The sequence below is a fragment of the Arthrobacter sp. 01T425 genome, assembly GCF_056398725.1.
The window spans coordinates 676,278-697,556 of record NZ_JBFTPY010000001.1 but is presented as its reverse complement, the minus strand read 5'-3'; the positions used below and the strand labels follow the sequence as shown (position 1 = coordinate 697,556).

Genomic DNA, 21,279 nt, shown 5'->3' with positions numbered 1-21,279 from the left:
CTCAGAGCCTGCCGCACAGCCGGAGCAGCCGGAACGCCGAACGCCGGCCGGCCCAGTACGCGATGCACGCCACGACGGTGATAACGCCGAGGACCTTCACCGGGCTGGACAATTGCTCCGCCGCGATTCCCTTGGCGAGGCTCAGCGCATCCAGGCTGCCGTCCGGCGCGGCCGCCGCCGAGACAGGCACAGGGACCGGAGCCGGGGCCGCCGCCGCCGAGACAGGCACAGGGACCGGTTCCGCCGCGGCCGCCGCCGAGACAGGCACAGAGACCGGAGCCGGGGTGGGTTCGGGGACCGCCGCAGGGGTCGGTCCCGCAGGGGCTTCCTGCGCAGGGGGTGCTGCCTCAGTGAGCATGGCCTGCAGATTTTTCGCGAAGAGCGACATCATCTGCTCCGTGACGCTGCCGATCACCCCCTTGCCCATGGCCGCTGCCTTGCCGGACAGCGCCAGGTCTGCGCTGACGGAACCCCGTGTGGCCGCTCCGTCTTCGGCCAGCACCAGGGTGACGGTGGCCTCGGCGGTGCCTTGTCCGCGGGTCTCCTGGGCCTTGCCGCCAAGCACCGCACGATGTTCCGGGGCGTTTCGTTCAATGACGTTCAGCAGGCCCTTGTATTGCATCGTGACCGGGCCGAGCTTTACCGTCATGCCCACTTGGTAGGCGTCGTCCGAGAGCTTGTTCAGGATCCTGGCCCCCGGAAGGCACCCGGCCACCCGTTCAAAGTCCATCAGCGTGTCCCACACCTGGCTTATTGGTGCGACCACCGAGAACGTGCTGTCAATGTGCATGGGCTGGTTCCTTGCCTCTCGCTCGTTCGTGCGTGTCCTGTGAAGGCGGCCCCTCGCCGCGAATGGCGGCAGCCACCTGCGCCAAGGCCCGGTAGCTGTGGCCGCTGACGAAGGCGTCGCAGTAGGGCAGGGCCGCCGCCATGCCGCCCACGAGGGGCCGGTACTGCGGGGCTGCCTTGCGCGGATTCACCCAGATGATCCGGTGGGCGAGCCGGCGCAGGCGGGCCATCTGCGCCGCGACCTGTTCCGGATCCTCGTAGGCCCAGCCGTCGGAAAACACCACCACCACAGCGCCCCGCGCCAGTCCGCGGCGGCCGTGGTCGTCGACGAAGCGCCGGAGGCATTCGGCGATCCGGGTTCCGCCGGCCCAGTCCGGCGCGGAGACAGCGGCGCGGGCCAGGGCCTTGTCCGGATCACGCAGGGCCAGTTGCCGTGTCAGCCGGGTCAGCCTGGTGGAGAAGACAAAGGCTTCCGCCCCGGCCCGGGTCACGGCGCCCTGCAGGAAGGATACGAAGACCCGGGAGTAGGGTTCCATCGATCCCGAAACATCGCAGAGCAATACCAGTTCGCGGCGCTGCTCGCGCCGGCGGGCATAGAGCAGCAGCGGGGCGTCGGTCCCGGACCGGCGGGCAGCGCGCACTGTCGCCCGGACGTCCAGGCTCGCCGTGCTGTGGGCCGACGTGCGCGTGCGGCGGCTCAGGCGCAGCGGCGTCGCGAGCTGCAGCGCCGCCGCCAGCCGCCGTACCGCCGCTACTTCATCGGCGGAAAGCTCGGCGAAAGATGTCGCCTGCAGGTGTTCGTCTGCGGAAACCATGGCAAGGACGGCCTCCCGGTCAGTGCGGCCGTCCTCCGCGGAGCCGTCCCGGCCGGGGAAGGCCAGGCGCGGCCGCTGCGGCGTGCCGGGGGCCGGGCCCGGCGTCTGGCTCCCTGGCGCTGCGGGCCTGGTCCGGAGGGCCGGCGCGGGCGGCGCCGCTGCCGCCCCGGGCACGCTGCCCGGCTGGCCGGGGGCGGCGTTCCCGCGGAACACGGCCGCGAAGACGGCATCGAACACGGGCACTTCTTCGCGGGCGGACACGAGCACCACGCGGCAGGTCCAGTAGAGCTGCTCAAGCCGGGCCAGGGGGATCAGGTGGAGCGCCTCGGCGAGCCGCGCCGCCCGGTCCGGCGAGGTCGCCAGGCCGGCCCTCCGGATGGCCGTGACGAACGCGGCGGACAAGGCGGCGGCCTCGACCAGTGGCGGCTGCGGCGGCTGATCGGTGGCACTGTTGTTCTGGGCGGGGCCGTGGTCTTCAGCCATCGGTGCCGTCCACGAGCCAGGCCGCGCCGCGGGAGCCGACGAGTTCGAGGTCGTCGCGGTTCTTGACGATGGAGCCCCACGTCTGCTCGGTGGTGCCGGGGTCGATCCGCTCCACCCCCAGCACGGCCAGGGCCGAGACCCAGTCGATTGCCTCGGAGATCCCGGGCGGCTTGGCGAGGTCCAGGGTGCGCAGCCGGGTAATGACGGCAGCGGCCTGGAGGGCCAGCGGGCCGCTGCTGGCAGGAACCCGGCGGCGCACGATCTCGGCAATCCGGGCGGGTCCCGGGTAGTCGATCCAGTGGTACAGGCAGCGGCGGGTCAGGGCGTCGTGAAGGTCCCGGGTCCGGTTGGAGGTCAGGATCACGATGGGGGGATGGGTGGCGCGGATTGTGCCCAGCTCCGGGATGGTGACGGCGGATTCGGCCAGCAGTTCAAAGGTGAAGGCCTCGAATTCTGCGTCGGCGCGGTCGATCTCGTCCAAGAGCAGTACGGCAGGCCGCGGGCCGGGATGTTCCAGCGCCTGCAGGAGCGGGCGCCGCAGCAGGTACTGGGAGGCAAACAGGTCCGTTTCCGTGACCTCGGTGTCGCGGACTTCGGCCAGCCGGATGCCGAGCAGCTGGCGCTGGTGGTTCCACTCATAGAGGGCCTCACCGGCGTCGATTCCCTCGTAGCACTGCAGCCGGTACAGCGGGGTGTCGAGGAGCTCGGCCAGCGCCTTAGCGGCCTCCGTCTTTCCGACCCCCGCCTCGCCCTCGAGCAGGATGGGCTGCGGCAGGCGGACAGCCAGGAACAGGGCCGTCGCCAGTCCGACGTCGGCCAGGTAGTTGGCCCGGTCCAGCGCGGCCATCAGCGATCCGACATCCGGGACCCGGCGCCGCACGTCCTCCTCCGCGCCAGCCCGCGCCGCCGCCGTCATAGGGCCCCCAGCAGCCCGGCAAGGAGGCGCCGGTAGTCGTCTTCGGTGTCGACGTCCGGGGGGACGGGGCCGGCTGTGCGGACCTCGACGACGTCGTCCGCCCGCTGTGCCAGGAGCTTCCAGACGGCTTTGTCCCCGTGCAGGGCGGCCAGGTCCGGCAGCAGGCGCCGGGCAAACGCCATCGGGTGGCCCACGCCGTCGTCGTAGCGGCACACCGCGATGCCGGCAGTGTGCGCAGGAGTGGGCTGCAGGGCGCCAAGCACTGCGCGGACGCTCGCAGCCCGGACACCGGGCTGATCGCCGAGCAGCAGGACGACGGCGCTGGTGCCCGGATGGAGGGCGGCGAGCGCCGTGGCGATCGAGGACGCGCACCCTTCGCCGAAGTCCGGGTTGAGCACCACATCGCAGCCGCTGGTGTCCACAGTGCGCTCCACGTCGGCCGCTGCGCCGCCCAGGGCCAGCACCGTCTGGCCGAAGCCACAGTCCCGGGCAGTCGCCAGGACGGCATCGAGCAGCACTCCGGCGCCGTAGGGCAGCAGCTGCTTCGGCCGGCCCAGTCGCCGGGAACCGCCCGCGGCCAGGATGATGCCGGCGGTCCGGGGCCCGGGGCTTTCTGCCGCCGGCAACGGGTCAGGTCGTAACGGCATAGCGTTCCGGATCTTTGCGGAAGGCGGCCCGGCAGCCGGGCGAGCAGAAGTAGACGGCGGCCCCTTCGTGAACCAGGTGCAGGGACGATTCGAGGGCCGGGACAGACATGCCGCACACCGGGTCGACCGCGCTCGCCGGCCCCGGTGGTGCCGGCTCGGATGGAACTGGCTCCGATGGTACTGGCTCCGTGCCGAAGCTCGTGGCGGCCGCGGCAGCGGACGCCAGGGGCGGGGCGGCGCGCCGCGCCCTGGACCGTTCACCGACCAGCTGGGCGAGGATGGACAGGGCGATCTCCCCGGGGGTCCGGGCGCCGAGTTGCAGCCCGGCCGGTGTGAAAACCCGCCGCCGCAGGGCGTCGTCGACGTCGAGGGATTCCAGGACGGCGGCGCCGCGGGTTCTACTGGCCACGAGGGCAACGTAGGGGACACCGGCCCGCAGGGCGGCTTCCAGGGCACGCTCTTCCGCTTTTCCGTGCGAGGCGACAATCAATGCCGCGTCGTCCCCGCGGGGATCTGCGGATTCGCCGTCCGTCAGTTCGACTTCGAGGCCGACGCCGGAGCCGAGCGTTTCCAGGGCCTGCGCCACCGGCGTCGTGCCCACCACCACGACACGGGGCGCCGGAATCCGCGGCTGGAGGAAGATCTCGATCGCCCCGCCGCTCAGGCACGGGTTGGTGACCTCGACGGCGCCTTCCTCCGCGGTGCGGGACGGTTCTCCGGGCAGCACCCGCAGCAGGAGGGGTTCCTGGGTGGCCAGGACCTGCCGGCTGTACTCGCGCACCGACTCCTCCACGCAGTTTCCGCCCACAAAGCCGTGGATCTCTCCGCCGGGCAGCACCAGGGCGGTGTCCCCGGCGTGGGCGCTCGTCGGATGCTGGGCGCGGACCACCGTGGCATGGACGAACGGCTCGCGGCGGCTGGCGAGTTCATCGGCCCTGGCGGCCAGGGATCCTGCGGTGGAGGCCATCAGATCGGCGGCCGGGCCCGGCCCTGCATGGCAGCCCAGACGCGGGCCGGGGTGCAGGGCATGTCCATATGTGTGACGCCGAACGGCGCCAGGGCATCGACAATAGCGTTGACGATCGCCGGCGGTGAGCCGACTGTGGCGGACTCGCCGATGCCCTTCGCCCCGATCGGGTGGTGCGGGGAGGGCGTGACAGTGAATCCGGTTTCCCAGTCCGGCACTTCCATGGCCGTGGGGATCAGGTAGTCCATGAAGGACCCGGCGAGGCAGTTGCCGTCCTCGTCGAACTCGATGATCTCCATCAGGGCCATGCCCACACCGTCCGTCAGCCCGCCATGCACCTGGCCTTCGATGATCATCGGGTTGATCCTGGTGCCGCAGTCATCCACCGCGATGAAGCGCCGCACTTTGACCTGCCCCGTGCCGGGATCGATGTCGACGACGCAGATGTAGGCGCCGAACGGGAAGGTCAGGTTCGGCGGGTCGTAGGTGACCTCGGCGTCGAGGTTTCCGTCCACGCCCTCAGGCAAGGCAACGGTGCCGTGGGCGCCCATGGCGATCTCGGCCATGGTCTTGCCGACGCTCGGATCGCCTTTGACGAACCAGCGGCCCTTTTCCCATTCGAGGTCCTCGGGGCGGGTCTCCAGCATCGCCCCGGCGATCAGTTTCGCCTTCTCGCGCACCTTCCGGGCTACAAGGGCCACGGCGCCGCCGCTGACCGGCGTCGAACGGCTGCCGTACGTGCCCAAGCCGAACGGCGTCTGGTCGGTGTCCCCGTGCACCACCTCGATGTCCTCCGGCGGGATGCCGAGTTCTTCCGCCACGATCTGGGCGAAGGTGGTCTCGTGGCCCTGGCCCTGGCTCTGCACCGAGATGCGCACCACGGCCTTGCCAGTGGGGTGGACGCGCAGTTCAGCGCCGTCGGCCATGCCGAGGCCCACAATGTCGAAGTGCTTCCTTGGCCCGGCTCCGACGACTTCCGTGAAGAAGGAAACCCCGATGCCCATGAGTTCCCCGCGTTCGCGTTTCTCGGCCTGCTCGCGGCGGAGGTCCTCGTATCCGGCGAGCTGCATCGAGAGGCGCATGGCGGCCTCGTAGTTGCCCGAGTCGTAGACCCAGCCGGTCTTGTTGGCATAGGGGAACTGCTCCGGCTTGATGAAGTTCTTCAGCCGCAGTTCCGCCGGGTCCATGTCCAGCTTGCGGGCAAGGATGTCGACCATCCGCTCCACGAGGTAGACGGCCTCGGTGACGCGGAAGGAACACGCATAGGCCACCCCGCCGGGCGCCTTGTTGGTGTAGACGCCGGTGACCGAGCAGTAAGCAGCCTCAAGGTCGTAGCTGCCGGTGAAGATGGAGAAGAATCCGGCCGGGTTCTTGGTGGGCTGGGCGGTGGCGTTGAACGCGCCGTGGTCGGCCAGCACGTGGGTGCGCAGAGCCAGGATCTTGCCGTCTTTGGTCGCCGCGATTTCGCCCTGCATGATGTAGTCGCGGGCGAACGAGGTTGACATCAGGTTCTCGGAGCGGTCCTCCACCCACTTGACCGGGCGGCCGGAGACGATCGAACCGACGACGGCGAGGATGTAGCCGGGATAGATCCCGACCTTGTTGCCGAAACCGCCGCCGATATCGGGGGAGACGATCCGGATCTTGTGCTCGGGGATGCCGGCGACGATCGCGAACAGGGTCCGGTGCGCGTGCGGTGCCTGGGTGGTCTCGTAGAGCGTCAGCTTGCCGTTGACGGCGTCGAAATCGGCGACGGCGCCGCACGTCTCCATCGGTGCGGGATGGACCCGCGGGTAGACGATCTCCTGGCTGACCACAACATCCGCGGAGGCGAACACCGCATCCGTTTCGGCCTTGTCGCCCATCTCCCAGTCGAAGATCCGGTTGTCCGTCCGGCCCTCGATCTCATCGCGGATCACCGGGGCGTCCGGGTCCAGCGCCTTGCGGGCGTCCACCAGCGGGGGAAGGACTTCGTATTCGACGTCGATCAGCTCCAGGGCGTCCCGTGCGGCGTAACGGTCCTCGGCCACGACAAACGCGACTTCCTGCCCCTGGAACCGGACTTTGTCGGTCACCAGCACGGCCTGGACATCCGCCGATAGTGTCGGCGCCCACGCGAGCTTGAGGCCCAGAAGGTCCTTGCCGGTGATGACTGCGACCACTTTCGGATGCGCGAGGGCGTTGGTGGTGTCGATGGACACGAGCCGGGCGTGCGCCACCGGAGCGCGCAGGATGGCGCCGTGCAGCATCCCCGGCAGCACGATGTCGTCCACGTAGTGCCCCTTGCCGCGCACGAAGCGCGGGTCTTCCTTCCGCTGGATGCGGCCATAGCCGATCGGACGGTCCTCATCGCCTGCGGCCGGGTTTGACGGCCGGTCATGGATGACGGTCATGCCTTCACCTCCGTGTCTTCTGTCTCCGCCGTGACATCCGGGACGGCGGTGTCCGGGACGGCGGTGTCCGTGTCGGCCAGGCCGGAGCCGGCCGGATGGGCGGCGGCCCACTGCACCGAGCGGACAATCGTGGCGTAGCCCGTGCACCGGCAGATCTGCCCGGAAATGGCCTGCCGGATCTCGGCGTCGTCCGGGTGCGGATTCTTATCCAGCAGCGCGCGGGCCGTGAGCATCATCCCCGGGGTGCAGAAGCCACACTGCAGCCCGTGCTCTTCCATGAAACCCTGCTGGACGGGGTCGAGGGTGCCGCCGCTGGCCAGCCCCTCGACGGTGCGGATGTCGTGCCCCGCGGCCATGGCGGCCAGGACGGTGCAGGACTTCACGGGCTGTCCGTCCATCAGGACCACGCACGTCCCGCAGTTGCTTGTGTCGCATCCCCAGTGCGTACCGGTGAGGCCCAGGACCTCGCGGATGTAGTGGACCAGGAGCACCCGGGGCTCAATCTCGCTCGTGACGTCGGTGCCGTTCACGGTCATGCTGATCTGCATCGGCTTCAGCCTTCCTGCATCTGGGCGGCGCGGGCACAGGCCCGCCGCAGTACCCGTTGGGTGAGCTCATCGGCGAGATGCCGCTTGTAGTCGACGGGGCCGCGCTGGTCAGCCACCGGATCGCAGGCCTCCGCTGCCAGCCTGCCCGCCTCGGCGAACAGCTCCTCGTCCGGATGCCGGCCGCGGAGCACGGCGGCGGCCCCGGCCAGGGGGTGGTCGAGGCCCAGGGCGGTGAGCCCGACGGCGGCGTCGTCGACAGTGCCGTCCGCGGTGAGGGTGACAGCGGCACCGGCGGCACCGACTGCCCAGTCTCCGACCCGGCGTTCGACCTTTTCGTAGGCACTGCCCGACCGGGGGCGGATGCCGAACCTGAGTTCGCAGAGCAGTTCATCGTGCCCGACCGCGGTTTCATAGGGTCCGCGGTGGAACTCGGACATGGACAGGATTCGCTCGCCGCCCGGTCCGCGGATCACTGCCTCGGCGCCCAGGACATCACACACCGTGGAGAGGTCCTCGGCCGGGTCGGCCTGGCACAGCGAGCCGCCAATGGTGCCGCGGTTGCGGACCACGGGGTCGGCGATCACCCGCTCGGCGTCCCGCACGATGGGGAACAGCCCGGCCACCTCGTCCGACTCGAGCAGGGTGGTGTGGCGCGTCAGGGCGCCGACCCTTAGCTTGGTGCCGTCACGGAAGATGAAATCGAGCTCGTATAGGTCATTGATGTCGATCAGCCATTCGGGCCGGGAGAGGCGGAGCTTCATCATCGGCAGGAGGCTATGGCCGCCGGCAACCACCCGCGATTCGGGTCCGTACCGGGCAAGGAGTTCCAGTGCGTTCTCCACCGTAGTGGCGCGCACGTAGTCAAATGGAGCCGGAATCTGCATAGTCCCTACCTCACTCCGAAAGGCCGGCGGCGTGGAGTAGCAGCTGCCTGGCGCCGGATTGAGGTCAGTCTTGCCCCGGCCTGACAGGGCTGTCAATATCGTCATAAGCGAAAGGTTATGAAGCCGTGGCGATGACATTGGGACAGTTGCGGACGTTCGCCCTGGTGGCCAAGCTGGGTTCCCTCCATGCGGCCGCCGTCCAGCTCGGAGTCAGCGAACCGGCAGTATCGACGGCGCTCGCCGCACTCAGGCAGGATCTGGGCGACCCGCTCTTCGTGCGCGCCCATGGCGGGATTGCGCTGACTCCCGGCGGCCGGGCGCTCGCCGAACATGCCCAGGACATCGTGGGACTGGCGGACCGTGCCCGGTGGGAGGTGGCACATGCCCAGACCGAGACCGGGCGGCTGAAAATCGTGGCGACGGCGCCGTTTGCTGAGCACGCGGCGGGGCGCCTGCTGGACCTTTTCACCCGCCGGGTTCCCGGGGCCTCCGTCGATGTGGTGGTGGAGGAGGCCGAGGACATCGCCTCGCTGATGCGGGAACGCGTCTACGACATCGCTTTGGGGGCCAGGCCCGCCGCCCGCAACGGCTCCCTTGCCAACGGTACTGGCGACGTCGGCATCGACTCCGTCCCGTTCCTGCGGTACCAGCGGATCGTCGTGGCGGCCGCCGGGCATCCGATCGCCGCCCTCCACGGGCCGGTCGCGCCGGCCGAACTGCTGCGCAGACCCTGGTTTGCCGGGCCCGCCGGCATCCAGGCGGCCAGCGAGGAGGGCCGCTGGCTGGCTGCCCAGTCGGTGGCGCCGGAGATCGTCCGGTTGAGCAGCGAAACGGAGGCCCTGGCCGCCGTCAGGGCCGGAGAGGGAACCATGCTGGCGCTGGGGCATATTGTCCGGGCTGAAATCCGCAGCGGTTCCCTGGTCCGTGTGCCGGTAGCCGGAACGCCGATCTCCGGACTCTGGTGGGCCAGTACCCTGGACCGCGGCCGGGCCACCACCATGGCGCGGACCCTCCAACGGTTTGCCGGCACCGCCGACGCCACCGCGGCCATGGTGGCTCCCGGCGGTTCGCGAGGGCTCGAACGGCGGGGGTCCAAGTTCCATGTGGCGCTCTGGAGCTGAGGGGCCGGCCGGGGCGCCGGACGCTGTGTCGCGTTGCGCAACGCCGGGCCGGGTGCTAACCCTTGAGGGTTAGACGATCCATTCACCCCGCGAGAAGGAGTAGCAATGACGTTGTCCCGAGACGAAGACAGCTCGCTGCGGCATTGGAGCAGTCGGCTCATCCAGGCCCTGCAGATTCTTGACCTGGAAGTCGACCACGAAAAGATCGTCCAGGTCGCCGACGAATCCGTTAAAGCCGTCGGGCCGCACGCGGATGCCATCAGCGCGTTCATCGTGGGCTACGCGGCGGGCACTGCATCCACCAACGGCCGCAAGGGCACCCAGGAGGCGGTGCACGCCGCGTCGAACAAAGTCATCGAGCTCTGTGAGCACGGCGAGTCCGGCGGCCCGGACGAAGAAGGCTGGACCAAGAGGGCCCAGTAGCGCCAAGACTTCTCGGGAAAGGCCGCGTCCCCCATGGGGCGCGGCCTTTCCGCATTTTTCAGATCCGTTCCGTGGGACATGCTCATTGCTTGGGCGCAGGGGTGGGCATGGTGGTGTTATGTCCAGTGGCCGGGGCGGGGGCTGGGCATGTCCCGCGGGGGCGGTGGGGTGGCCGTGGGGCGCCCCGTGGGACATGCTCATTGCTCGGGCGCAGGGGTGGGCATGGTGGTCTTATGTCCAGTGGCCGGGGCGGGGGCTGGGCATGTCCCGCGGCCCCGGCCAGTGGAACCGGGTGCCTACTAGGGCGACGCCACGCCGGCAGGGGCTGTTGCCGCGCCGTCGGGTGTCTGGTCCAGGCTCGGCTCGAGCCGGACGATGACTGCCTTCGAGACTGGCGTGTTGCTGCCTTCGGCCGTGTGGTTCAGCGGCACCAGCACGTTGGCTTCGGGGTAATAGGCAGCAGCGCAACCGCGTGCCGTGGGGTACGACACCACACGGAACTTGCGCACCACGCGTTCCTCACCGTCGTCGTATACGCCGCGGACGTCCACATATTGCCCGTCCGTAAGGCCGAGTTCGGCGATGTCGTCAGGGTTCACGAACACCACATGGCGGCCCTTCTTGATGCCACGGTAGCGGTCGTTGTGCGAGTAGATGGTGGTGTTGAACTGGTCGTGGGAGCGCATGCTCTGCAGGATCAGGGTTCCCTCCGGCCGTTCGACAAGTTCAAGATCGTTGGCGGTCAGCACGGCCTTGCCGGTGGGCGTGGGGAAAGTGCGGGAGTCGCGGGGACCGTGGGCGAGGACAAACCCGCCTTCCTGCCGGATCCGCTGGTTGTAGTCCTTGCAGCCGCCCACCACGCGCGAAATATGGTCCCGGATGAGGTCGTAGTTCTTCTCATAGCCGTCCCAGTCGGCCCTGATCTTGTCGCCCACCAGGAGTTTGCCCAGCCGGCTCACGATGGCCGGCTCCGAGAGCAGGTGGTGGGACACCGGCTCGACGCTGCCCCAGGACGGGTGCACGGCGCAGACGGTGTCCTCCACCGACACGAACTGGGGACCGGATTCCTGGATATCGATCTCGGTCCGGCCCATCGTGGGGAGGATCAGGGCCTCGCGGCCCGTCACAGTGTGCGAGCGGTTCAGCTTGGTCGAGATCTGGACCGTCATCTCCGTGTTTTGCATGGCAGCCTCGGCGGCGTTCGTGTCCGAGATGGCACCCACCAGGTTGCCGCCCAGGGCGACGAATACCTTGATCTCGCCCGCGCGCATCTTGTTGATGGTCTCGACGGCGTCCGCGCCGTGTTCGCGGGGCGGCTCGAAGTCGAACTCCTCGCCGAGGGCCTCCATGAAGGACTGCGGCATTTGCTCCCAGATGCCCATGGTCCGGTCGCCCTGCACATTGCTGTGCCCGCGGATGGGGGAGGCGCCGGCGCCTGGCTTGCCGATATTGCCGCGCAGCAGCAGGAGGTTGATGATCTCCTTGATGGTGGCAACACCCTTCTTCTGCTGGGTGATGCCCATGGCCCAGGTGATGATGACTTTCTCGGCCTTGAGGTAGCGGGCGGCCAGCTCATCGATGTCCTCGCTGCGCAGGCCCGTGGCCTCAAGCACTGTGCCTTCATCCAGCCCGGCGAGGTGTTCCTTGAGCTCCTCGAGCCCCTCGCAGTGTTCGGCCAGGAAGGCGTGGTCCAGGACCGTCCCGGGGTTCTTGGCCTCGGCGTCGAGCACGCGCTTGGACACGGCCTGCAGCAGCGCCATGTCCCCGCCGATCCGGATCTGGAGGAACTGGTCCGCGATCTGGACGCCGTGACCGACGACCCCGTTGACCTGCTGCGGGTTCTTGTACCGGCGCAGGCCCGCTTCGGGGAGGGGGTTGACGGCCACGATCTCACCGCCGTTGCGCTTGCACGCCTCGAGCTCGGTCATCATCCGGGGGTGGTTGGTGCCGGGGTTCTGGCCCATGATGATGATCAGGTCGGCTTTGGCGTAGTCGTCGAAGCTGACCGTCGCCTTGCCGATGCCGATGGTCTGGCCCATGGCCCAGCCGGAGGATTCGTGGCACATATTGGAGCAGTCCGGCAGGTTGTTGGTGCCGTAGCCGCGGACCATGAGCTGGTAGAGGAAGGCAGCCTCGTTCGAGGTCCGGCCGCTCGTATAGAACGCCGCCTGGTCGGGGGAGTCCAGACCCTTGAGCTTGTCGGCCACGAGCCGGAGCGCCTCGTCCCAGCTGACCGCCTTGTAGTGGTCCTCGCCGGCGGCCTTGTACACCGGTTCGGTCAGGCGGCCCTGCATGCCAAGCCAGTACTCGGTCTGGCTGCGCAGGTCGCTGACGGCATTCTCGGCCCAGAAAGTTTCGGGAACCACCACCGGGGTCGCTTCCCAGGTGACCGCCTTGGCCCCGTTCTCGCAGAACTCGAATGCCTTGCGGTGGTGGGGATCCGGCCACGCGCAGCTCGGACAGTCGAAGCCGTCCTTCTGGTTCATCGCCATGACGGTCTTGCGGGTCCGGTTCAGCCCCATCTGTTCGATGGCTGGCTTCATGGAGTGGTACACGCCCGGGACGCCGGCGGCCCAGCTTTTCGGCCCGTCTCCGACGACGAGATCCTTTTCGGACGGTTCCTCGATGTGAGGAGTCTTGCGAGTCACGTGAACTTCCCTTCTGCAACCACCACCCGGATGGGGCGGCGTGCTGATCTGCCACTCTGCACCTTACCGTCAGGCCTATCAGCTTGATCGGAGCGCCGCAAGCAATTGACCGGCCGGTGCCCGTAGGCAAGTCCTCCTTACCAAGTAGCGCTCACGCTCATTTACAGGTACCAGCTACTCGTGTTGCCGAGAAAGAAGCCGTGTGTTGTTGGGGTGGAAGGTCTCAGTGGGGGAAAACCAACGGATTCCAGGGTCACGGCCCTGCGGCATGCGGGTTATTCATTTGCGTTCGGCCGCCTCCTGGCGGAGCCGAAGAGATCTGTCCTGCGATGAATTTGCTCAATAAGAAGCCGAACAATTTTGTGAACATGGGGGCAGTGCGATGGAAAAAATTTGGGCCGACCGACTACTTGGCAGAGAGTCGATGCACGTTTACGGGTCTGCTGCGAAAGCTTTGATCCAAGGCAGAACCATCCTCGTGACGGGCGCCGGGGGTTCCATCGGCTCAGAGATCGTGCGCCAGATGCATACGCTGGAAGCTGGCAAGGTCTTCTGCATCGACGACGACGAGTTCGCCCTTTATAACCTGCAAATGGATCTGGAAGGCCTGGCGCTGCTGGACGACGACGTGTACCGGCTGGCCGACATCCGGGACGAACAGCTCATGCGGCGCATCATGCAGGAGGTCCACCCGGATGTCGTCTTTCATGCCGCAGCCCACAAGCACCTGCCGCTTCTCGAGCGGGCACCTGAGGCAGCAGTCAAGACCAACGTCTTTGGAACCCAGTCCGTAGTCCGAGCAGCAATTGCTGCAGGTGTCAGCAGGGTTGTCAACATCAGCACAGACAAGGCGGCCAATCCGACATCGGCATTGGGATGGTCCAAGAGGCTCGCCGAGCACGTGGCCGGCAAGTATGCCGGCACCTCAGAGACCAAACTGGCAAGTGTCCGGTTTGGAAATGTTCTTGGCAGCCGAGGCTCCTTCCTGCCCACGCTGATGACTCAGATTGAGAGGGGACAGCCGATCCGGATCACCGATCCCGGTGTCGCACGCTACTTCATGACCATCCCCGAAGCAGCCGGCCTGGTGATCGAAGCCGCTTGCCTCGGTTCCGGCGGGGAAACGTACGTGCTGGACATGGGCGCCCCTGTGCGGATCGAGTCGCTGCTGCGCCGGTACGTCGAAATGGTTGACTGCCCGATGCCTGCAGTTGAGTACACCGGGCTGCGTCCCGGCGAAAAGATGTCCGAGGAACTTTTCGACATGCGCGAAACCCACTACGCCACGCCTCATCCGCGCATCCTGAAGGTCGATGTTGGAGCCTATCCGATTGACCCTGCACTGGAACTTCTTCGCGAGCTCGTCGATCACGGCGCGCATCCTGCACTCGTTCGCGAGGCCCTCGAATTCAATACGGCCGGAAAGGTAAACGATGGACTGGACAGCCTCTCTTCTGGCGCTCTTGGCACTGCCACTTCTCGCAGTCTTAGTTGACGCTGTCGGGGCGGCCCGCAGCAGCCGCTTCGGAACGGCGGTCCGGGAAGCCGGCAGTGAGTCGCTTCAGGGTTTGTCATTCGACGTGCTGGTTCCCATCTATGGCGATATCCGCTATTTGACAAACGTCGACTTTCTCCACAGCTACGGCTCCCAGGTCATCCTCTGTACGACCTCCGGTGAGTCCGACGGCTTCAGGCAGTCGCTCGACCAAATTGCGACGACTCATGGTTTCCGGGTATTCCTCAGCGATTACGTTGCGCCTTCTGCCGGAACTGGTCGCCGAACTGGCGGTACAGTCCGTGACCGAGTCATTCGGGACGCACTGGAATCTGCCGTTGACGCTGAATACGTCGTATGTCTGGATGCGGACACGACGTCGGTCCGCCCGCTGTCAGAGCTGGTGGGAGAGCTTCGGAGGCGGGGTGACGATGTCGCCTCCATTGAACTGGTGCCGCAGGCGGAGGGTCCCGCCTTGGTCCAGTTGCAGCGGCATGAGTACCGCCTGGCCATGCGCCTCAGGTTCGTCATGCCGTGGCTTCTGAGCGGGGCATGCCACGCAGGAACAACATCCGCAATGCGTGCCATCATGGCGCAGCATTCACTCTTCTTCCAGGGGAATGATGTTGAGACAGGACTGCTCGGTGAGCGCCTTGGATACCGTATGACACACATTCCGTTCGCCGTGAACACGGAGGTACCAGCGACGCTGCGGGCCTGGTGGCGGCAGCGCCTGGCCTGGGCGGGCGGGGAATTCCGCTTGTATATTGTGAATATCCGCTTCTGCTTTTGGCATCCGTTCTTCTGGACATACGGCAGCGTCGTACTGTTTGCTTTTCTCCTACTTCGGTGGGAAGCGCTCGTGCATCCCGGGCTGTCACTGCTGGCCGCGGCCGTTCTTTACTTCGGCATGATTTATGGCATCCACTGGAAAAATCGGAATCGCTGGCTTTTGCTGATGCCTTTCTACACACTCATCACAAGCTTGATCATTCTGCCCCTCGGCATGGTTTGGTATTTTGCCATGGCAATTCCTGAGAAGAACTTCGGACTCATCAGGTTTCGCCGCGGCTCTGGCGGTTCCCGTGCGACGAGCCCACGGCGAAGGAACGCAGTGGGTGTAGCCGGCACATAGCCAGGGTGCCCTTGTCCCTCAAGCTCGCTGCTCGCGGCTCCGCCAGCCAGCGGCATTCGAGCGCCCACCGTCGCCCGCTGGTCCAGAAGGGTCAAACGGTCGCAAAGCCCCCGGGTCTGCCCAGGCAACCCGGGGGCCTATGCCGCCACTATCGAGTGCACCGTCCAGCTCCTGCGCGGGCCACCATTACCAGCACCACCTTGGCGCAAGCTGGGGATCTGCTGTGCGCCGGCCTCAGGTAGCGGAGGCCAAAAAAACGGGTCCTCGGGGGGTATCCGTTACTCGGCCGTTATTCGTCGACAGTACGCCCGTGCAGTCGCTCCCGCGTAGGCTGCGGCAGCGCCGTCGAGCACAGGGCGAGTAGCCCAAAGCGTCTGCGCACGTAGCCCCAGAGCATGGTCCGGGTGGCCAGAGGCCCCGGAAAGCACCGGACTGCGGTCCGGATCCGAAGTTACCGACCGGTCCCAGTTTTCCCCAAGGAATCACCCAGCACTGTTGCACCATCACTCACTCTAAGAGGCAGGTGTGCAATGAATTTGTTCGCATGCAGGAAGGTTGAAGGCCAAAGACGTGCCTTTAGCCGGCCGACCCGCGCAGTAGCGGCAGGGACAGCGATGACCTTGCTCAGTTTTGTTGGACTCACCACAACGGCGCTTGGCGCCAGCGCCGCGCCGGCACCCGTCGGCGCAGGCTTCACCGTCACCGCGGCCGACCTGGCCTATATCCTCAAGCAAATCAAGATCGCCGAGGCGCACGTCGCGAATACGACGTCGGCGACCGGCCCTTGCGGGGCGCTGGTCGGGCCGGGCCCCAACCAGATCCCGGACGCCCTCACCTCCTACGGCCTCCGTACGGTTGACGGCTCCTGCAACAACCTGATCAAGGGCCGCGAAACGTATGGGGCCGCCGATCAGCTATTCCCGCGTCACGCGACGCCGTCGTTTAACACCGCCGACGCCGTCCCCGCAGGGTTCGGCCCTGCCGGCACGTCCTCCTACGCACAGAAGTCGGGCAATGTGTTCGACGCCCAGCCCCGCCAGATCAGCAATCTGATCGTGGACCAGACCTCCACCAATCCAGCCGCCGTGGCTGCTGCCGGGTTCCCGGTCCGGACCCAGGGCAACCCCGGTCTGTTCCCCTGCACCACTGATCCTGACCCCTTGGCGACTCCGCCGGTCGAGGCTGTGCCGGCCGGCTGCGTCCCCACGGGTGACACGCTGTTCATCCCCAACGTCACCACCGACGTCGGCCTCTCCCCGCCGTACAACTCCCTGTTCACCCTGTTCGGTCAGTTCTTCGACCACGGCGTGGACCAGACGGTCAAGGGCGGCGGAACGGTGTTCGTGCCGCTCAAGGCCGACGACCCGCTGATTACCGTAGGCCCTGATGGCAAGGCCGGTACCGGTGACGAAGTGGCCCCCAACAGCCCGAACGCGTTCATGGTCCTCACCCGGGCCCAGAACCAGCCCGGCAACGACGGCATCCTCGGCACCGCGGATGACGTCCAGGAAGCCGCCAACACGGACTCGCCCTACGTGGACCAGTCCCAGACCTACACGTCCCACCCCTCGCACCAGGTGTTCCTGCGGGAGTACATCAACAACGCCGCCGGCAGGCCGGTTTCAACCGGCAAGCTCCTGGGCGGTCCTGCCGGCCCCACCGCCGGCGGCATGGCCACGTGGGCGGACGTCAAGTCGCAAGCAGCGATCTTCCTTGGCCTCAAGCTCGAGGACAAGGACGTCACCAACATCCCGATGATCGCAGCTGACCCGTACGGCAAGTTCATCCCCGGCCCCGCCCGGGGCCTGCCGCAGTACGTCACGCTGACCGGACTCGTTGAGGGCAACACGGCAAATCCTGTCCCGGTGCCGGCAAACGTGCGGTACTTCGACACCCCGTTCCTGACCGACATCGCGCACAACGCCGACCCGTCGCCGCAGGACGCGGACCACAACCCTGCCACGCCGCCCGTCGCGCCCACCCCGGACAGCGACAACACGGCCTCGGCAGATTTTGCGAACCAGCCCGCCGGGACTTACGACGACGAAATGCTCAACGCGCACTTCTGTGCCGGTGACGGCCGCGTCAACGAAAACATCGGACTGACCACCATCCACCAGGTGTTCCACTCCGAGCATGACCGGCTCGTCGCGGACATCGAGAACACCCTGACCAACGACACTTCGGCCAAGGGCGTCGCCGCACTGGCGGAGTGGAAGCTGGCTGCCGGTGCCAACGGCTGGAACGGCGAACGCCTGTTCCAGGCGGCACGGTTCGTCACGGAAATGGAATACCAGCACCTGGTGTTCGAGGAGTTCGGCCGCAAGGTCCAACCCGCGATCCAGCCCTTCCACGTCTACCACACGGACCTCAACGCGGCCGTGAGGGCGGAGTTCGCCCACGCGGTCTACCGCTTCGGCCACTCTATGCTGACGGAGACGATCTCGCGCACCAACGCGGACGGCACCGACAACTCCATTTCCCTGCTCCATGGCTTCCTGAACCCGCCCGAGTACACCAACGGCGGATCGGCGGGGTCCCTGACCTCGGAAGAGGCCGCAGGCAGCATCGTCATGGGCATGAGCGACCAGGTCGGCAACGAACTCGACGAGTTCGTGACGGGCACGCTGCGCAACAACCTGCTGGGTCTTCCCCTGGACCTGGCGACGATCAACATGACCCGTGCACGTTCCGAAGGCGTCCCGCCGCTCAATGAGCTGCGGCGCCAGATCAACGACGCCACGGGCGACGCTCAATTGGCTCCGTATACGAGCTGGGCCGACTTCGGGCAGAACCTCAAGCACCCGGAATCGCTGGTCAACTTTGTTGCCGCCTACGGCACCTACCCGACCATCACCAGCGAAACCACGCTGGCGGGCAAGCGGGCAGCGGCCAAGGCAATCGTCGATCCGGGCACCCTGGCGACTCCTCCCACGGCTGACATGAGCGACTTCATGAACAGTGCCGGACCGTGGGCCACTCAGGAGACCGGCCTGAACCGGGTCGACCTCTGGGTTGGCGGCCTGGCGGAGAAGACCAACCTCTTCGGCGGACTCTTGGGCAGCACGTTCAACTACGTGTTCGAGAACCAGATGACCGACCTGCAGAACGGTGACCGCCTGTACTACCTGGCGCGCACGCCGGGCATGAACCTGCGGTCGCAGCTGGAGAGCAACTCCTTCGCGGAGATGATCATGCGCAACACCAACGCGCACTCGCTCAAGGCGGATGCTTTCGGAACCGCCGACTGCAAGTTCCAGCTGGGCAACCTGGCCGGTACGCCGACCGGCTACACGGCCTCGGGGGCAACGGTCGCCGACGATCCGACCAGCGAGTGCAAGGAGAACCTGCTGCTCCTGCGCAAGCCGGACGGCACCATCCAGTACATGGAGAAGAACACGGTCGATCCGAGCGGTATCAACGGCCAATCGGTGTACAACGGCACCGCCAACGCTGACCGGGTCACCGGCGGCAACGACAACGACACGTTCCTCGGCAACGAGGGCAACGACGTCATTGAAGGCAACGGCGGCGACGACATCGCACTCGGCGGCACGGGCAACGACCGGATCACCGATCTCTCGGGGGCCGACGTCCTCAAGGGCGGTCCGGGCAACGACTACCTCAACTCCGGTATCGGCGACGACATCAACATGGGCGGCGACGGCCAGGACTTCACCAACGGCGGCGCCAACGACAACGAAACCTTTGCCGGCGAAGGAAACGACTTCGTGCAGTCCGGTGACGGTGCGGATGCCACGTTCGGTGACGGCGGCGACGACTGGATCCAAGGCGGATCCGGCCAGGACCTGCTGATCGGCGATCACGGCGCACCGTTCTTCGATGACCCGGCCCAGACGAAGCCCGGAAACGACATCTTCGTCGGACAGGTTGGAGAGAACGACTACGACGCCGAGGGCGGCGACGACATCATGACGAGCAATGCTGCGATCGACCGCTACGCCGGTGCAGCCGGCTTCGACTGGGCCTCGCACCAGTACGACACCGTGGCAGCCGACGACGACATGAAGATCAACAACAACCTCGTTGGCGTTCCGCTGCCCGTCGTGGTCAACCGCGACCGGTGGCAGGAAGTGGAGGCCAACTCGGGCTCCAAGTTTGACGACGTCATCCGAGGTGACGACGCAGTGCCCAGCACCGTAGGTGGTGCAGGCTTCAGTGGCTGCGACGTCCTCGACCAGACGGGCATCAACCGGATCGCCGGCCTGCAGGCTATCCTGCCTGCACCGACCACCCCGCTTGCACCGGTCGAAGCACTCTCACCGATGGGCGTCTGCCCCCTGACCGGTCCGGTCTGGGGCGACGGTAACATCCTTGTCGGCGGCCTCGGCAGCGACAAGCTCGAAGGCCGCGGCGGCAACGATGTCATCGACGGCGACCGGTACCTGAAGATCCGCATCAGCGTGCGGGACGACGCAGGTGCGGAGATCGGCACGACCGACCTCATGGAGCGCCCGTACCAGGCAGGTAACCCTCAGACCCTGGCGGCCGCAGTAGCGGCCGGCGTCGTCAACCCGGGGAACCTGGTGGCTGTCCGCGAACTCGTAACCCCCACCGCCCTCGAAACCGCGGGCAACCGGGACGTCGCGATCTTCTCCGGACCGCGGGCCAACTACACCATCACCACGACAGGCGGCACCGGCACCATCGGTTCGGCTGGCTCAACCACCACGGTGGTGGACAACGTTGGAGTCGATGGCACGGACACGATCCGCAACATCGAGTTCCTGCAGTTCTCCGACACCGTACTGCCAGGCGCTCCGGTCATCGGCACGGCAACCGCCGGCCCCGGGCAGGCAACGGTTCGCTGGACGGCCCCGACGGTCGGCCCTGCAGACGCCTTTTCCGTGAAGGTGCTCGACGTGACGACTAACCCGGCCGGCGTCCAGGTCGGTGCCCTGCGCACCGCCCCGGCAGGCGCCACCAGCCTGGTGGTTACGGGTCTGACGAACGGATCCCAGTACCGGTTCCAGGTGCTGGCCAGCAACGCCCTCGGTGACAGCCCGTTCTCGGCACTCTCCAACACAGTGAGCCCGACGACGGCCACCGTACCGGGAGCGCCCACCATCGGGACGACCTCGGCAGGGAATGCCTCGGTGACCGTGAGGTGGACCGCTCCGACGAACACCGGCGGATCCACCATCACCGGCTACTCGGTGCGGGCCTTCGCCGGAACTGCCCTGTTCAAGACTCAGGCAGTCAGCGGAAACGTCGGAAGCGTCGTCGTGACGGGCCTGACGAACGGGACGGCGTACACGTTCGACGTCGCCGCCGTCAACGCAGTGGGTACGGGCGGATTCTCAGCCCGCACCGCAGCGGTGACACCACGTACCGAATTCGTGGCTCCCACCCTGACCGCGCGGTCCCCTGCACCGGGGGCATTGTCGGTCAGCCAGGGCGCCAACGTGACGGCTACGTTTAGCGAAGCGGTGACGGGGGTGACGGGAACGAACTTCCAACTGCGGCAGGGCACCACGGCGATCGCCGCCGTCGTAACCTACAACCCGCTGACCCGCGTCGCGACGCTCAACCCGGTGGCAACGCTGCCGGCAGACCGCCTCTACACCGTGACCGTCTCCGGCGTCCGTGACCTTGCGGGCAACACGATGGCGACGAGCACGTGGACGTTCACGTCGGGACCTCTTCCGGTCATCACCTCCTCGACCCCCGCTGCGGGAGCCATTGGGGTGCTGCGGAACAGCAACACGACGGTGACGTTCAGTGAGCCCATCACCGGGTACACCACTGCAGGCAGTGTCCGGATCGTGCGGGCCTCCACCGGGGCAGACATCGCGGTCGCGGTGACGTACAACGCCACAACCAGGGTGCTGACAATCAACCCCAGTGCGACGCTTCTCGCCAGCACGCAGTACAGGGTCATCATCACCGGTGGCACCACCCGGATCCGCGATCTGGCAGGCAACCCGTTGCCCAGCCGTTCGTGGACATTCACCACGGGAACAGCACTGTAACAGCAGTCTGAGAACGCCGGCT

General features: G+C 67.0%; 14 protein-coding genes. 5 read left to right on the top strand and 9 right to left on the bottom strand.

Translation table 11 applies throughout. From position 1 onward, the window contains the following. Position 1 precedes the first annotated feature (1 nt). The 8 genes from AC1DNG_RS03310 to AC1DNG_RS03275 are packed head-to-tail and all read right to left on the bottom strand — an operon-like array spanning position 2 to position 8,442. The gene (locus AC1DNG_RS03310; RefSeq protein WP_476886600.1) at positions 2-790 is read right to left on the bottom strand and encodes an SRPBCC family protein; all 789 of its coding nucleotides are present in this window, start codon (positions 788-790) and stop codon (positions 2-4) included. Continuing rightward, a complete protein-coding gene (locus tag AC1DNG_RS03305) occupies positions 780-2,087 on the bottom strand; it encodes a vWA domain-containing protein (protein WP_476886599.1) in 1,308 nt (435 codons plus the stop codon). The genes AC1DNG_RS03310 and AC1DNG_RS03305 overlap by 11 nt, the downstream gene beginning before the upstream one ends. Next, positions 2,080-3,003 carry an AAA family ATPase gene (locus AC1DNG_RS03300; protein WP_476849588.1) on the bottom strand — a complete coding sequence of 308 codons (924 nt, stop codon included), beginning with the start codon at positions 3,001-3,003 and terminating at the stop codon, positions 2,080-2,082. The genes AC1DNG_RS03305 and AC1DNG_RS03300 overlap by 8 nt, the downstream gene beginning before the upstream one ends. Then, positions 3,000-3,650, bottom strand: a complete 651-nt coding sequence (locus AC1DNG_RS03295) for a nucleotidyltransferase family protein (protein WP_476849589.1) — start codon at positions 3,648-3,650, stop codon at positions 3,000-3,002. Before AC1DNG_RS03295 ends, AC1DNG_RS03300 begins: the two co-directional genes overlap by 4 nt. Further along, positions 3,634-4,617 (bottom strand): XdhC family protein, encoded by a 984-nt coding sequence (locus tag AC1DNG_RS03290; protein WP_476849590.1) that lies wholly within the window; start codon positions 4,615-4,617, stop codon positions 3,634-3,636. The genes AC1DNG_RS03295 and AC1DNG_RS03290 overlap by 17 nt, the downstream gene beginning before the upstream one ends. Then, on the bottom strand, positions 4,617-7,010 hold the full coding sequence (locus tag AC1DNG_RS03285) for an aerobic carbon-monoxide dehydrogenase large subunit (RefSeq protein ID WP_476886598.1): 2,394 nt from the start codon (positions 7,008-7,010) through the stop codon (positions 4,617-4,619). The genes AC1DNG_RS03290 and AC1DNG_RS03285 overlap by 1 nt, the downstream gene beginning before the upstream one ends. Continuing rightward, the gene (locus AC1DNG_RS03280; protein ID WP_476886597.1) at positions 7,007-7,558 is read right to left on the bottom strand and encodes a (2Fe-2S)-binding protein; all 552 of its coding nucleotides are present in this window, start codon (positions 7,556-7,558) and stop codon (positions 7,007-7,009) included. The genes AC1DNG_RS03285 and AC1DNG_RS03280 overlap by 4 nt, the downstream gene beginning before the upstream one ends. Before the next feature lie 5 nt (positions 7,559-7,563). Then, a complete protein-coding gene (locus tag AC1DNG_RS03275) occupies positions 7,564-8,442 on the bottom strand; it encodes an FAD binding domain-containing protein (protein WP_476858629.1) in 879 nt (292 codons plus the stop codon). Positions 8,443-8,573: 131 nt separating this feature from the next. On the opposite strand from AC1DNG_RS03275, the gene AC1DNG_RS03270 reads away from it, so the two are divergent. Both AC1DNG_RS03270 and AC1DNG_RS03265 read left to right on the top strand, forming a co-directional pair. Next, complete coding sequence (locus AC1DNG_RS03270; protein WP_476858772.1) at positions 8,574-9,563, top strand: LysR family transcriptional regulator; 990 nt, start codon at positions 8,574-8,576, stop codon at positions 9,561-9,563. A gap of 105 nt (positions 9,564-9,668) precedes the next feature. Next, positions 9,669-9,986 (top strand): DUF6457 domain-containing protein, encoded by a 318-nt coding sequence (locus AC1DNG_RS03265; RefSeq protein WP_090577613.1) that lies wholly within the window; start codon positions 9,669-9,671, stop codon positions 9,984-9,986. A gap of 299 nt (positions 9,987-10,285) precedes the next feature. Here the strand turns inward: AC1DNG_RS03265 and AC1DNG_RS03260 are convergent, their stop codons facing one another. Then, the gene (locus AC1DNG_RS03260) at positions 10,286-12,634 is read right to left on the bottom strand and encodes an FdhF/YdeP family oxidoreductase (RefSeq protein ID WP_476886596.1); all 2,349 of its coding nucleotides are present in this window, start codon (positions 12,632-12,634) and stop codon (positions 10,286-10,288) included. A 382-nt stretch (positions 12,635-13,016) separates the two neighbouring features. Between AC1DNG_RS03260 and AC1DNG_RS03255 the strand changes: the two genes are divergently transcribed. The 3 genes from AC1DNG_RS03255 to AC1DNG_RS03245 all read left to right on the top strand — a co-directional run bounded on the left by AC1DNG_RS03255 (position 13,017) and on the right by AC1DNG_RS03245 (position 21,257). Further along, complete coding sequence (locus tag AC1DNG_RS03255) at positions 13,017-14,129, top strand: SDR family NAD(P)-dependent oxidoreductase (protein WP_476886595.1); 1,113 nt, start codon at positions 13,017-13,019, stop codon at positions 14,127-14,129. Continuing rightward, positions 14,068-15,264 (top strand): glycosyltransferase family 2 protein, encoded by a 1,197-nt coding sequence (locus AC1DNG_RS03250; RefSeq protein WP_253906778.1) that lies wholly within the window; start codon positions 14,068-14,070, stop codon positions 15,262-15,264. The genes AC1DNG_RS03255 and AC1DNG_RS03250 overlap by 62 nt, the downstream gene beginning before the upstream one ends. 614 nt (positions 15,265-15,878) lie before the next feature. Then, positions 15,879-21,257 carry a peroxidase family protein gene (locus AC1DNG_RS03245; protein WP_476886594.1) on the top strand — a complete coding sequence of 1,793 codons (5,379 nt, stop codon included), beginning with the start codon at positions 15,879-15,881 and terminating at the stop codon, positions 21,255-21,257. The last annotated feature ends 22 nt before the right edge of the window (positions 21,258-21,279 follow it).

What these genes read in the sequence shown, in the direction of transcription:
- AC1DNG_RS03310 (WP_476886600.1), bottom strand. Translation starts at nt 790, where the DNA reads ATGCACATTGACAGCACGTTCTCGGTGGTCGCACCAATAAGCCAGGTG.
- AC1DNG_RS03305 (WP_476886599.1), bottom strand. Translation starts at nt 2,087, where the DNA reads ATGGCTGAAGACCACGGCCCCGCCCAGAACAACAGTGCCACCGATCAG.
- AC1DNG_RS03300 (WP_476849588.1), bottom strand. Translation starts at nt 3,003, where the DNA reads ATGACGGCGGCGGCGCGGGCTGGCGCGGAGGAGGACGTGCGGCGCCGG.
- AC1DNG_RS03295 (WP_476849589.1), bottom strand. Translation starts at nt 3,650, where the DNA reads ATGCCGTTACGACCTGACCCGTTGCCGGCGGCAGAAAGCCCCGGGCCC.
- AC1DNG_RS03290 (WP_476849590.1), bottom strand. Translation starts at nt 4,617, where the DNA reads ATGGCCTCCACCGCAGGATCCCTGGCCGCCAGGGCCGATGAACTCGCC.
- AC1DNG_RS03285 (WP_476886598.1), bottom strand. Translation starts at nt 7,010, where the DNA reads ATGACCGTCATCCATGACCGGCCGTCAAACCCGGCCGCAGGCGATGAG.
- AC1DNG_RS03280 (WP_476886597.1), bottom strand. Translation starts at nt 7,558, where the DNA reads ATGCAGATCAGCATGACCGTGAACGGCACCGACGTCACGAGCGAGATT.
- AC1DNG_RS03275 (WP_476858629.1), bottom strand. Translation starts at nt 8,442, where the DNA reads ATGCAGATTCCGGCTCCATTTGACTACGTGCGCGCCACTACGGTGGAG.
- AC1DNG_RS03270 (WP_476858772.1), top strand. Translation starts at nt 8,574, where the DNA reads ATGACATTGGGACAGTTGCGGACGTTCGCCCTGGTGGCCAAGCTGGGT.
- AC1DNG_RS03265 (WP_090577613.1), top strand. Translation starts at nt 9,669, where the DNA reads ATGACGTTGTCCCGAGACGAAGACAGCTCGCTGCGGCATTGGAGCAGT.
- AC1DNG_RS03255 (WP_476886595.1), top strand. Translation starts at nt 13,017, where the DNA reads ATGGAAAAAATTTGGGCCGACCGACTACTTGGCAGAGAGTCGATGCAC.
- AC1DNG_RS03250 (WP_253906778.1), top strand. Translation starts at nt 14,068, where the DNA reads ATGGACTGGACAGCCTCTCTTCTGGCGCTCTTGGCACTGCCACTTCTC.
- AC1DNG_RS03245 (WP_476886594.1), top strand. Translation starts at nt 15,879, where the DNA reads ATGACCTTGCTCAGTTTTGTTGGACTCACCACAACGGCGCTTGGCGCC.